Origin of the sequence: Desulfosporosinus acididurans, from assembly GCF_001029285.1 — a bacterium.
GTDB classification, from domain to species: Bacteria; Bacillota; Desulfitobacteriia; order Desulfitobacteriales; family Desulfitobacteriaceae; genus Desulfosporosinus; species Desulfosporosinus acididurans.
Window position 1 is genome coordinate 273,859 of sequence record NZ_LDZY01000001.1, and the last position, 12,593, is coordinate 286,451.

General features: G+C 40.0%; 13 protein-coding genes. 3 read left to right on the forward strand and 10 right to left on the reverse strand.

What is annotated here, in order from left to right; translation table 11 throughout:
• Window positions 1-611: 611 nt before the first annotated feature.
• Complete coding sequence (locus DEAC_RS01250; RefSeq protein ID WP_053006248.1) at window positions 612-1,805, reverse strand: hypothetical protein; 1,194 nt, start codon at window positions 1,803-1,805, stop codon at window positions 612-614.
• A gap of 796 nt (window positions 1,806-2,601) precedes the next feature.
• Between DEAC_RS01250 and DEAC_RS23795 the strand changes: the two genes are divergently transcribed.
• Complete coding sequence (locus tag DEAC_RS23795) at window positions 2,602-2,757, forward strand: hypothetical protein (protein WP_172408121.1); 156 nt, start codon at window positions 2,602-2,604, stop codon at window positions 2,755-2,757.
• 90 nt (window positions 2,758-2,847) lie between these two features.
• Here the strand turns inward: DEAC_RS23795 and fusA are convergent, their stop codons facing one another.
• Together fusA and iadA are read right to left on the reverse strand one after the other, a co-directional pair.
• Entirely contained in the window at window positions 2,848-4,869 is a 2,022-nt protein-coding gene (fusA, locus tag DEAC_RS01255; RefSeq protein WP_047808203.1) for an elongation factor G, read from the reverse strand.
• Window positions 4,870-5,009: 140 nt separating this feature from the next.
• Complete coding sequence (iadA, locus tag DEAC_RS01260; protein ID WP_047808204.1) at window positions 5,010-6,173, reverse strand: beta-aspartyl-peptidase; 1,164 nt, start codon at window positions 6,171-6,173, stop codon at window positions 5,010-5,012.
• 188 nt (window positions 6,174-6,361) lie between these two features.
• Here iadA and DEAC_RS01265 point away from each other — a divergent pair, with 188 nt between their 5' ends.
• The gene (locus DEAC_RS01265) at window positions 6,362-7,903 is read left to right on the forward strand and encodes a putative polysaccharide biosynthesis protein (protein WP_047808205.1); all 1,542 of its coding nucleotides are present in this window, start codon (window positions 6,362-6,364) and stop codon (window positions 7,901-7,903) included.
• Window positions 7,904-8,283: 380 nt separating this feature from the next.
• Window positions 8,284-8,505 carry an alpha/beta-type small acid-soluble spore protein gene (locus tag DEAC_RS01275; RefSeq protein WP_047808207.1) on the forward strand — a complete coding sequence of 74 codons (222 nt, stop codon included), beginning with the start codon at window positions 8,284-8,286 and terminating at the stop codon, window positions 8,503-8,505.
• Window positions 8,506-8,549: 44 nt separating this feature from the next.
• Here the strand turns inward: DEAC_RS01275 and surE are convergent, their stop codons facing one another.
• From surE to queD, 7 genes are read right to left on the reverse strand one after another with little or no spacing between them, the layout of a single operon-like run.
• The gene (gene surE, locus DEAC_RS01280; RefSeq protein ID WP_047808208.1) at window positions 8,550-9,305 is read right to left on the reverse strand and encodes a 5'/3'-nucleotidase SurE; all 756 of its coding nucleotides are present in this window, start codon (window positions 9,303-9,305) and stop codon (window positions 8,550-8,552) included.
• 14 nt (window positions 9,306-9,319) lie between these two features.
• Complete coding sequence (locus tag DEAC_RS01285; RefSeq protein ID WP_088186042.1) at window positions 9,320-9,493, reverse strand: YpmA family protein; 174 nt, start codon at window positions 9,491-9,493, stop codon at window positions 9,320-9,322.
• 38 nt (window positions 9,494-9,531) lie between these two features.
• On the reverse strand, window positions 9,532-10,104 hold the full coding sequence (folE, locus tag DEAC_RS01290) for a GTP cyclohydrolase I FolE (RefSeq protein WP_200903070.1): 573 nt from the start codon (window positions 10,102-10,104) through the stop codon (window positions 9,532-9,534).
• Window positions 10,105-10,143: 39 nt separating this feature from the next.
• Entirely contained in the window at window positions 10,144-10,875 is a 732-nt protein-coding gene (locus tag DEAC_RS01295) for a 7-carboxy-7-deazaguanine synthase QueE (protein WP_053006249.1), read from the reverse strand.
• Window positions 10,875-11,432 carry a DUF366 family protein gene (locus tag DEAC_RS01300; RefSeq protein WP_047808210.1) on the reverse strand — a complete coding sequence of 186 codons (558 nt, stop codon included), beginning with the start codon at window positions 11,430-11,432 and terminating at the stop codon, window positions 10,875-10,877. Before DEAC_RS01300 ends, DEAC_RS01295 begins: the two co-directional genes overlap by 1 nt.
• 59 nt (window positions 11,433-11,491) lie before the next feature.
• Window positions 11,492-12,187 carry a 7-cyano-7-deazaguanine synthase QueC gene (queC, locus tag DEAC_RS01305; protein ID WP_083995796.1) on the reverse strand — a complete coding sequence of 232 codons (696 nt, stop codon included), beginning with the start codon at window positions 12,185-12,187 and terminating at the stop codon, window positions 11,492-11,494.
• A gap of 3 nt (window positions 12,188-12,190) precedes the next feature.
• Entirely contained in the window at window positions 12,191-12,568 is a 378-nt protein-coding gene (queD, locus tag DEAC_RS01310; protein WP_047808211.1) for a 6-carboxytetrahydropterin synthase QueD, read from the reverse strand.
• Between the last annotated feature and the right edge of the window lie 25 nt (window positions 12,569-12,593).

Consider the following 12,593-nt stretch of genomic DNA (forward strand, 5'->3'; position numbering starts at 1 on the left):
AAGCTTCCTCCCTGTTGACAAAATGCATATTGACAATATATTCAACACAAAAACACATAAACCTTCTAAACTTAAAAATTAGCTTCCCTTTAATTCACCTTAAGACAAATAGAATGAAAATTTTGTATTTGCAAAAAAGACTCTCATCATTTAATGACGAGAGTTGACGGAGGGTAAATCAAACGCCGCTAAACATTATGCCCAAAGGCTTGGGCAAATACCTTCAAATGTTTACCAAATACAACTCTGCCTTGGCCACTCTTACGAAATGAGGAAAATCGAAAGGAAGTCAAACAAAAACCTCCGCGTCCGGAGGTTCAAAGCGCAATGCCCCATTGTATATCCCGCTAAAAGATTCTGAGGGACACAGTTTTAAGAAATCTTCTTCATTTTAAAAAATCATGAGACTAAGAAAACTAAGTGGTCTAAATATTTTTCTTACGACATATTATACTATATATTTACATATTTGTGTTAAAAAAGTATCTTGGTAATTTATCACATTAGAACCTGTATAAATTAATAGCTAAATAGGTTAGGTTGGATACTCCTAAACTGCAAAGTTTGTTACGTAAGAAAAAGCCCTCTCTAGGAGGGCTAGTGAAGGAGTGTTAATTACTTTTTTGTTCCATTTTTAACAAATCTGTCATATTAAAGGAGTTTGCCGCGTTAACTTCCGGAATTTGAATTTCTATTGGAGAGTTTGTGCCGGAAATATCAGAATTATAATTAAGAATCATTTCCAAACTACCTTTTGGAGTATCTGAAGCAGATGATTTGTTGTCAATTGTACTCATGAATTGATTCAATTGATTTAAATCAATTTTAAGGTCAATGGTTCCACTCTCTTTTATTACATAACCATTATCGATATAATACTTTAGATCGATCCCCTTATCCCCTAAAAGAGTGACATTCTTCAGCTTATCCATTTGAGAATTAAATGTTGCCAAAAAAACAGTTTTACTAGCATCAAATTGTTCAAAAGCCTGATCAAAAGCTTGGATGCTTTTTTCCTTGTCCGGTGCTTGACTCATTTGCAGCGTGGAATGAACTAAATCTTTCACAAAATCCATAGCTTCTTTATCTTGGCTAAAATTATTAACGGTATACCGGATTAAATCTTTAAATTGCTGATCATTAAGTCTAATTTCATAGCATCGGACTAACTTATAGCCATCATCAGTTGATATTGATTCAGTTGAGTTAGCGACGGTGCTAAAATTCGGGTTAAATCGACTTGCATAACTTTTTAAGAAGTCAATTTCCTTTTCTTGAAATGTTTTGCTGAATTCTAGAAGCTGCTTTAGGCTTTCATTATCCAAACCAGAATCTTTCGTATCCAAAGGGTTCATGACTAAATAATCTTTGTTTGCAGCCAGTTGAGGCAAAGAGCTTTTGGCAATTAAAGGAAGTTTTACAATTTCCTTAATTGATGGAGTATCCCCTGTTAAATCCGAGTCTACCCAAACGGGGATATTAATTTTCATTCCTGGAGTAACTACGTCCACAATAGCTTTGCTCTTACCGACTGTTTTTTGATCATTATATGTAGATTCTACATCAAAATTGAGCGAAGCATTATTTAAGAGCGCAGCAACAGAATCGATTTGTTGTTGAACCTGCGGATCAAACCCCTGGCCACTAACGTGAAGATTCATCGTTGTTTGAATATGTGATGAATTAATCGTTTGCATGTTCAAAGCAGCGTTAAAAATTTCCTGCTCATTACTGCTGCAACCTGTTAAGACTAAAAGCAACATCATAGCTAAAGCAAACCAGATAACTATTTTTTTCCTTTTCATTCATTTCCTCCTTCTTAACTATCTTAAATTGACTCTGTTATATTATAATATACTTCCTACTACATTGTATATCGGCAAATTAGAAATAATTATCAGGTCAAATTATTATTCTTATTTAGGCAAAGTGAATTCGGACCCACCCCCACTTATAAAAGTGGGTGACTTAAAACTGATCAAACAGAGGGCTATTGCTCTACGAGTCCTAGGTTTATGTTTTTATTTTTTATTCTGTAACCGAAAAACTTCTCAAGATAGTAAATATAAAGCCACATGTAAGCAAGGTAATAATTAATTTCATAATCAGCATCTCTTTCAATTCGTTAATATGGGTAAGTTACCCTTGCTTTTAAGATTACACTAGAATTCTTATAATTCCATGAACATTATATTAATAATTTATTAAATTTTTTGCAGACATCTCCTTAATGCGTCACCCCTAAAAACAGAAGTCCCGGCGTTCAGCATAACTGTTCCGAGTGAACTCATTCAGCTAAAGCTGAACATCGGGGCTTCAGATTGGGACTCTACCCCACCTGAAATTTACGAAGGCCCCCCCACTTATAGAAGTGGGGGGCTTAAAAACTGAATAAATTAATAGCATTATGTTTAATTAAAACATCAGAGTTTTCCTTATTACTTAACCGTTTGCTGGACACTTTTAACATCAAGGGATATCCTCTAGAGAATATTAGTTCAGGATCAGATTAAACGATTGAAACTCAAAATACCCAACATTTATTATGCCAACTTAGGAAATACTGTATAGGGAATCAGTAAACTACAAGGAGGGTTCATAATGAGTAAAGATAAGGATAGAAGAGAAGAATTAGCCGCAAAATATCCTGAAGTAGAACAACATTTTCAAAATATCAAGCAAGAAATGTATGAGCCTCAAATCGAGAGATTAGGAGAAACGAAAAAGGAACAAAAGCAGCGTACAGAAGGTCATTAAGGTATTGTCTTTAAACAAAGCACCAAAAGAAGGACTGATATTCAGAGAGGTATCAGTCCTTCTTCTTCCCGTTCTATCTTACATCAAGTACTAATGATTATGGGCTACCTTAAGCTGATTTACGATGGTTCCGCTGATTCTATCCGGAACCTCTTCGTACTGAAGGAATTTAAGAGTAAATGACCCTCTTCCTTGAGTAAGAGCCCTTAAATCAATAGCATAACGCATCATTTCAGCCTGAGGCACGTGAGCCTTAATAACTTGATATTTTCCAATGGCCTCCATCCCTAATACTTTTCCCCGTTTAGTATTAAGATCCCCGATGACATCACCCATGAAGATTTCAGGTACTTTGACTTCAACTTCCACCACCGGCTCGAGCAACGTTGGTTTTGCCAATTCCACTCCCTTGCGAAAGGCAATCATAGCGGCTAGTTTGAACGCCATTTCCGACGAATCAACGGAGTGATAAGAACCATCACAGAGAGTGACCTTAATATCGGTCACAGGATATCCAACCATAGCCCCTTCTGCCATGGCTTCACGGATTCCTTTTTCCACAGCGGGAATATACTGTTTGGGGACTGACCCTCCGAAAATCTCCTCGGAAAATTCAAAGTCTTTGCCATCTAATGGTTCCAGATTAATCCAAACATGGCCATATTGTCCATGCCCGCCCGTTTGTTTTTTATGCTTGCCTTCAACTTTCACGGCTTTACGAATCGTCTCACGATATGGGACGCGCGGAACCTTGATAGCTACAGCAACTCCAAACTTACGAGCTAATTTTTCCTGAATAATATCGAGGTGCATTTCACCTAAGCCCATCAACAATAATTCTTTCGTTTCTATGTTTTTGCTAAGTTTAATAGTAGGGTCTTCTTCAGCTAATCTTGCTAAAGAGTTACCCAATTTATCTTCATCGCCCTTGCTCTTTGGTTCAATTGCCATCGATAAAGTTGGAATTGGAAAATCTATATCCTCTAATTGGAGCGGATGTTCTTTAGTGCATAAGGTATCCCCAGTTTTTACACTTTGCAATTTTGCAGCCACCGCTATATCTCCCGCTGGAACAGATGTAATGGGCTCCTGGGTTTTGCCTTTCAAGTAAAAGGGTTGGCCAATTTTTTCTTCGACGTCGCGATTAACATTATAGACCATGGTTTCTGAAAAAAAAGTCCCTCCATATACTCGAAAAAAAGACATTTTTCCAACATAAGGATCAGCAAGGGTTTTAAAAACTAATGCAGACTTTTGTGGTAAAACCTCAGGTGAAGGAACTATATCGACAATGAAATTAAGAAGGTTGTTAATGCCTATATTCTTATACGCTGAACCGCAAAGTACGGGGACCAGGAGATTTTGCTTCAATGCTAAACGTAAAGTAGTTTGCAAATCATGGCACGTTAAAGATTCGCCATCAAGATATTTCGTCAGGATTTCATCATCAGCTTCAGCAACCGCTTCTGTCAGTTGCTCTTGCAGAAGGTTTAATTCATCTTGATAGTCTTCAGGAACTTCTTGAATTACATACTTGCCGCTTCCATTTGTCTCATAAGCATACATTTTATTTTCGAGAATATCGATAACTCCATGAAAATCTGCTTCAAGTCCAACTGGAATTTGTAAGGGAGCAAAGCGGGCATCAGGATATACATCTTTCAACTGTTCAATAATCTTATTAAAATTAGCATTCTCACGATCTAGTTTGTTGATAAATACAACTCTCGGCAGCTTCTTTTCTTCCATAAGTTCCATAGTAATTTCAGCCTGCACTTCCAGACCTGATACACCATTGAGGACAATTATGCCGCACTCCGCAATCCTCAACGCACTTATGACTTCCCCAATGAAGTCTGAATATCCTGGAGTATCGAGAACATTGACCTTAACTCCTTGCCATTCAACAGGAATAAGACTCGTACTAATCGACACTTTGTGCTTAATTTCTTCTGGCAAAAAATCGGAGACTGTGTTTCCTTCAGTGATTTTGCCGATTCGGTTGATCACACCTGAATTGAAGAGAAAAGCTTCCGAAAGAGAAGTCTTTCCTACTCCACCATGGCCGACCAGACAGATATTACGAAGATTTTTCGTGTCATAGTTCTTCAAGACGATCCCTCCTAGTATGTTATTAAGAAAAGGTCTTAGCCTTTTACTTGCAACAGTAATTGGGAGCTTTCATTAAAGTCTGAAGATAATAGTTTTGATTAGTTTATTGAGCCGAGCAGGTCAAGTATTCTCATTATAAATTATTTCTTTTCGTAAGTACCCCTTATGAGGGGTGTTTTATTCCTCACCATATAGTTTCCTTTGGCCCAGACATCTCGAACCTGTAAAGACTCATCGAGAACTACCAGGTCAGCATCGTAACCTACTCGTATCATGCCTTTATTTTTAAGAGACAGTACTCTGGCCACATTAGATGTTATGGTACTCAAAGCCTTTTCTAAGGCTACTCCATGGTGATGAACAGCTTCTCTGACATCACGCCATAAAACTTCGACAGAGCCAACACCCATGCCAACTAAAACGCCCTCTTCGTTATATTGGGGCATACTTCCATTTCCATCCGAAGTTACGGTAATTCGTTCATTGAGAAGATTGCGTTGTTCTAACATTGAAAGGACGGCCGGTACCTGAAGTTCCGCGGAAAAATCGTCACACCCTGCCGTTAAATCAATGTGTCCTCCTGCTTGCAAGAATTGAATTCCCTGTTCTAACAAGGAATGTGTCCGATTAATATGTGTGGGCATAAATTGAGTAATAGGAATCTCAGTTTGTTCAAGAATCTTCCATATATAATCGAGCCCACGCTTACCCTCCCCAAGATGGAGATGAACAACACCTGCTTTGCTCCCGAGCATTCCGCCGACTCGGGCTTCTGAAGCTAAACGTTCAAGCTCGGCAATTTGAGGTTGAGCAGAACGGTGATCTGAAATTGCGATTTCTCCTGCACCGATTACTTTTTCAATCAGGGCCAAGTCTTGCTGCAGAGTTGGCAAAAGGGTCCTTACTGGTACTTGATAGGCCCCGCTGTAGATAAAGGTGCTTATTCCCTCATCTTCAAGGGCATGAGCTTTCGTAAGAAGTTCGGAAATTGAGCGAGAAACCGAATCTGTCCCTAAGCAGCCGACAACGGTGGTTGTTCCGCTTAAAGTGAGCTGAGACAGTTGAATTTCTGGAGTTCTGGAAGCCGGACCCGCTTCCCCGCCGCCGCCGCAGATATGTACATGAGCATCTATAAAACCGGGAGTCAAGATCATACCCTGAAGATCAATCTCTTCTCCCTCAACAAAGTCAGGCAGATGTAGATTCTTCCCGATTACTGCAATGCTTGAACCAACAATGAGGACATCTGTTTCCTCAATATAGTTCGGACTGTATATCTTTGCGTTCTTGAGCAGTTGCCACATTATGATTCCCCCCTTGAGGTAGAATGCCCCATTTTAAGAACCATATTCCTCCATGGAAAACTTTTCTCTATCCAACATTAAAATCCTTTTGTTTTTCGCAGCTCGGTAAAAAATTTCTTAAGCATTTCCTTATTTCCCTGTGCATATGGTTAGAAGTAACGATATTGCCATAGTTGTGGAGGAAAGAGATGCCAAGAAGGACCTTTGTCTACGGCGCAACAATTCTCTTAGGCGCTAATTTATTGAACCGTGTATTAGGCTTTACTTATCAATATTTAATCATGGCCCATATAGGCGGAGAAGCCTACGGACTCTTTAATATGGTCTTTCCCCTATACATGCTGGCCCTAGTTTTTACGACAGCAGGAATCCCCCTTGCCATTGCCAAAATGGTTGCCGAAGAGGTTTCCTTAGGAAGAGGTTATCAAGCTCGTTCCATCTTTCGCCTTGCCTTTTGGCTTCTTACAGTGTCGGGGGCCTTAGTTTCATCAGGCCTCTATTTCCTGACACCCTACATCGCCCACAGGCTTTTTCCTGACCCCAGAGTCCTGACGATTTTTCAGATTTGTACACCTGCTATCTTCATAGTCTCTATCTCCTCAGTCTTTCGAGGATATTTTCAAGGCTTACAAAATATGGTCCCTACAGCAGTAAGCCAAATTTGTGAGCAAATCGTCCGCGTTGCTGTAGGCTACACAACAGCCATTTACCTTCTCAAAACCGGTGTTGAATGGGCCGCGGCGGGATTAGCCTTCGGAATGCTGGCCGGTGAAGCCGTTGGCCTTTTGGTAATTATCATCCATTATCAAAGGTCGCGAATACCCTTAGAAAAAGATCCGGCCTCCCATACTTCTTCGGGCTATATTTTACGGCAATTATGGCATCTTGCTTCTCCTGTAACCGTCGGAAGATTATTTTCTACCGGATTGTCTGCTTTAGACGCTATGCTTATCCCCCAACGTCTGCACGCTGCAGGTTACAGTGCTCGGGAAGCAACTACCTTGTTCGGGCAATTAGGGGGATCTGCCTTTACCTTACTTACCTTTCCCAGTGTCTTTACCTTTGCCTTAGCCACATCACTAGTTCCATCTATTTCTGAAGCAGCAGCTCAACATCAGTTTCATATTGTCCGTGCTCGAAGCGTTGAAGCAATACGTTTAACGATCTTGATTGGTATTCCCTGTCTGATCACTCTCTTCTATTTTTCTCGTCCACTAACCATTTTTTTTAAAAGTCCTGAAATCTCACCTATTTTACGAATCTTAGCTTTAGGTGGTATTTTTTCGTACATTCAACAAACAACAACAGGAATTCTGCAAGGACTCGGAAAAGTTCAGCTTCCGGTTCTTCATTCTATTATTGCAGCCATGCTGCGGATCCCCATTTTGATCTACCTTACCGGTCTTCCCCAATGGGGTCTTAGGGGAACTGCCTGGGCTTATGTGATTGGTTTTATTATAATGGCTGCCTTGAACCTTCTAGCTATCACACGAAGCAGCGGCATGCCTATTGACCTTCAGCGGTTTCTCCTCCAACCCTTTAGCGGAGGTATCGCCATGATTCTTGCTTTTAGCCTCTTAGACCCTATCATAGGCGGACATTTAGTGGGGTATAGTTTAGAATTTTCCTGCGGAGTTTTGCTTTACGGCATAGTGCTAGTCTTCAATGGCGGCATTACTTTCTCAGATTTAAGACGGCTGCCTTGGCTCGGAAAATTTTTAAAGCCTTAAAAGAATTATCTCCACCAACGTCTAAACTGCCCCCCCCATTGCCAATAGGATAACAAAATCAGCACACTAATAAAAAGAATAATCAGAAACTTATATACAAAGTAGACTTTTATTATTTTTAATATCACGACTAAAGCCCCTAAGAAAATAGGGATAACTAATAGTTTAACTATTGAACTTGAACGCTTTTTATTTCTGAAACTCGGAAATGATAAAAGCAAAGAAAAAACAATAACGTATACTATAAAAGATGCAAATATCATGAAACTTCCTTCCTTAACAAAAAGAAATAAGATATCCATAATTTTAGTGCCATAAAGCTTTAAAAAATGTTAATACTATCATTGTACGGATAAAGATAAGAGGGAGGAGATTTATATATGAGTCGTCGAAATAGAAACGCCGGTATTTTACCACAACCAGTTTTAGAACAATTCAAATGGGAAGTCGCTGAAGAATTAGGTCTTAGTTCTAAGATCCAAACTCAGGGCTGGGAAAACATGACCTCCCGTGAATGTGGACATGTTGGCGGCAGAATCGGCGGAAGTATGGTAAAAACAATGATCCGACGAGCAAAAGAATCTCTTAATACCCCCGTCTAAACCGTATTCGACGATAAAAGGAGTACAGAAATTTCTGTACTCCTTTATTTTAACTTAGCCAGCTCTTCAGTCCAAAGCGACAAATTCGCATAATCCGTTAAGTTACTGTGAACCGGAGTCACAGAAACAAACCCCTCCTGAATTGCCCATAAATCCGTATCGCTTTCATTATCTGGAGTCATAGTGCCACTTTGCCAATAATAAAGCCTTCCTCTGGGATCAGTTCGCTGTTCAAAAATATTTTCATAAACTGCCTTACCTAATCTTGTTACTTTCAGTCCCCGCCACTCATTGCGAGGTTTTCCGGGAAGGTTCAAATTGATTAATCCCTTATAATCCAACTTGCGAAAAAGCTTCAAATTCTCAGCGACATAGGCTGCAGCAGGTTCAAACTCCTGATATTCAAAGCTGGCTAAAGACACAGCAATAGAGGGAACACCCAATAAAACTCCTTCCATCGCTGCTGAAACCGTTCCAGAATAAAAAATATCAGTCCCTAAATTAGGACCTTGATTAATCCCTGAAATCAAAAGATCAGGTCTAGGAACAAGTTCACCTTGAATTGCAAGTTTTACACAATCGGAAGGAGTTCCGCTTATGGCAAATCCTTTTAAGGATTCCTTCAACAAATGTTCGCTCACAAATAAAGGATTAAATAACGTAATGGAGTGGCCTGTTGCTGAGCGCTGACCTTCTGGGGCTACAATGCTGACATCATATCCGGTATTGCTAAGAACCTTGTAAAGCATTTGAATTCCTGGAGCAAAATAGCCGTCATCATTGGTCAATAAAATATGCATATTTTTCCTCCTATTTACTCTACTTCATAAATCGACACAACCATTTTATCCTCTTTTTTCGTTAACCCAAACATTAGTCGATAATCTTTCAAGTTTTTATTGAGAAAATCTACTACTTTATAAAGTTCTCGATTAGGGCTAACTTTCTGTGTCGCAATAAGTTCGAGTTTTCCCGACCGTTCCGGCATAGGAGAAGTAGGTCTCTCATCCATAGGATACCTCTTTCTTAGCTTTTATGACCTTGAATTAAGGAGAAAGCCTCCGATCTCGTTATAGGATTCGTTTTAAAAATTCCACGTACTGCAGAAGTGAGGGTTCTAGAACCTGCCTTTTTTACACCTCGCATGGTCATACACATATGCTCAGCTTCAATAACAACAAGCACTCCTAAAGGTGTAAGTTCAGCCATAATTGCATCAGCAATCTCAGATGTCAAGCGTTCCTGAAGCTGAGGTCTGCGGGCAAAGCCCTCCACTACACGGGCGAATTTCGATAAACCAGTGATTTTCCCCTTCCTGGGAATATAGGCGACATGAGCCTTACCATAAAAAGGAACAAGGTGATGTTCGCACATAGAATAGACTGGGATGTCCTTAACAATCACCATTTCTTCATGTTCCTCGGAAAACTGTACTTTTAAATGTCTACTGGGGTCTTCATGCAGACCTGCAAATACCTCTGCATACATCCTGGCAACACGTTTTGGTGTGTCCTGAAGTCCCTCTCTTTTAGGATCCTCCCCTATTGCTTCTAAAATCATATAGACTGCCTGCTCAATTTTTTCCAAATCCATCCCCATAATCATTTCTCCTTTACACGATGATCCCTCACCAGTTTTCTATAACTGCCCCATAAAGACATGTGTTTGAGGAATAACTCGGACATTCATAAGCTTTTCCAGAAAGAACCGCTGCCAATCTAAAAGTTGGCCGGGCTTGGGACTCTCGCAACCGTTGACTTTAGTAACAGGCTGCAAAATAGTTAGCAATGACGGGTTAATGCCCGCAATTAAATCCCGAGCCTTTTGAAGATCGTCTAATTTGCTTTTCTCAGTCACGACAATTTTGATAAATACTTCTTTAGCAAGACTTTTACGCAGAAAGTCTTCGTGAACATCCCAAAAGATCTCTTCTCCGAAAGGTAACTTGATATCCATACTGATAATATCAATAAGTGACAATATTTTGAGAAGTTGGGACGGGAGTGTTCCATTCGTTTCCAGATAAATCGGAAGATTCTTCTTCTTGATTAAGGGTAGAAACGACGAAAGTTCATCAGCCCAAAGAAGAGGTTCTCCGCCAGTGATGCTTAGGGAGTGATGGAGAGAAAAATCGTAAGACTGAAGCAACTCCACTAGTTCGAAAATATCAATAGGATTTTCGAATTCCCGAAAACTTCGCGAACCTGGGTTGATTTCTATGCGAAATTGTTTCGGAACTATAGTCTCTGTATCACAATATGGACATTTTAAATTGCAGCGAGGAAACCTTAAGAAAATTTGACGTGTGCCGACGTACGGGCCTTCCCCTTGAATCGATGAAAAAATTTCAGTTACCGGTAACTTAATCATCACATAACCCCTCGGACTTTACAACGAGCATGGCGCATCGACAAGACCTCGGCACAATAACGTTTGGCAACGTTCTCTCCGAATTCCAAAACATTACAGACTTGAAGATCATTTAAGCCAGTCGTCGGAATAGGAGTATTATGGCTAGAAACGTTTAAGCCGCAGTGGATAAGCGTGGAGACAGGCGAAAGAGTTGCAATACTTACAGAAAGCTTTCGGTCTCCATCATAAAGGTCGTCTCCAGTTCGTCTCAGAGAGGATGCTCCTAATTTTTCCAGTTCTTCTTTTATAGTTGCTATTAGCAAGCGCTGCCGAACAATCGTCTTCTCTAAATCCATTTCAAAATGTTCAACGATAAAATGCAGCATGTCCTCACTATAGATCCAATCCTGTGCTGCCACATCTTCCATGTCCACCATCTCATTTTGTTCAACGCGGCATGCTCCTCGAAACACACACATACTATCCCCCATTAAACCAAAGTTTTTGTAGGTAAACAGGGATTGAAGCTGACTCCCATCATAGTTGAGAGGATTTTGACAAATATGATATTTCAAGACTATTCCCTCTTTTCGCGGCCTTTGAGTCTTTTAACATTCAAATATTTAAGATACTATTAAGGAGTGTCGAACAGTTCACTTACCAAAGCTTCAGCCTCATTTACGATTAAAGCTCGTTTCATTCTCAAACAACTCTCGCAATGTCCACAAGGGCGCTGCCCATTTTCATAACAGCTCCATACCTTTTCAAATGGAATATTGAGTCTTAAGCCTTCTCGGACGATTTCAGATTTTGATAACGCTGCAGTAGGGCTATCAACCGTCACCGTATTTTGAGTCGAGTATTTGAAGCAATCATTCATTGCGGTCATGAATTCTAAAGAATTATCCGGAAATGTTGCGGCCTCTTCCCGATTGAAGCCCGTAATCAGAGTTACCGCTTCACCCATATTTTCGGCAAATACAGCGGCAATGTTCATAAACAAGCCATTGCGATTAGGCACCCAAACCTGATGAGCGCTTTTAAGAGCTTCTTCTTCAATATTATCAAGTTGTTTAAACTCTAATTGAGGTAAATCTGTTGAACGATTAACCAAGGCAGTACGAGTCTGCTCTTGAAGAAAAGGCAAAGCAATAATCGTATGGCGGATATTAAAATGGTCGGCAATCTGACGAGATGCAGATATTTCCTTCTCCTTTGCCCGTTGACCATAATCAAAGGTTATAGCTAAATCTAAGGTTGTTTTCTCGAGAAATAGGGCCATAGCCACAGTTGAATCTAAACCGCCTGATAGTAAAACAATACCAGCCAAAAGTCAGTCCTCCTTATAAATTGCCCAGGCATCTGGAGCTTCGAAAACTTTCACCCATACTAAGCGATTTTCACCTAATACTAAATTCTGCTTAAATTCACAGAATAAAAATTGGGCTATAAGCTCTGCTGTAGGATTGACTCCTGCGGGTCCAAACGCCGGCAAATCATTGAGCAGGCTGTGATCTAACAAATCAAGAGTCTTTCTAATCGCCTGTTTTACTTCACTAAAATCCACCAGCATTCCCAAATTATCTAATTGTTTACCTTCAATACAAACGACAACATTCCAACGATGCCCATGCAAATTGGAACACTTACCCTTGTAATTGCGGATAAAATGAGCGGCATCAAAATGCGCCTGAACACATACCTGATACATAGTTAACTCCTTATTTGAGATATTA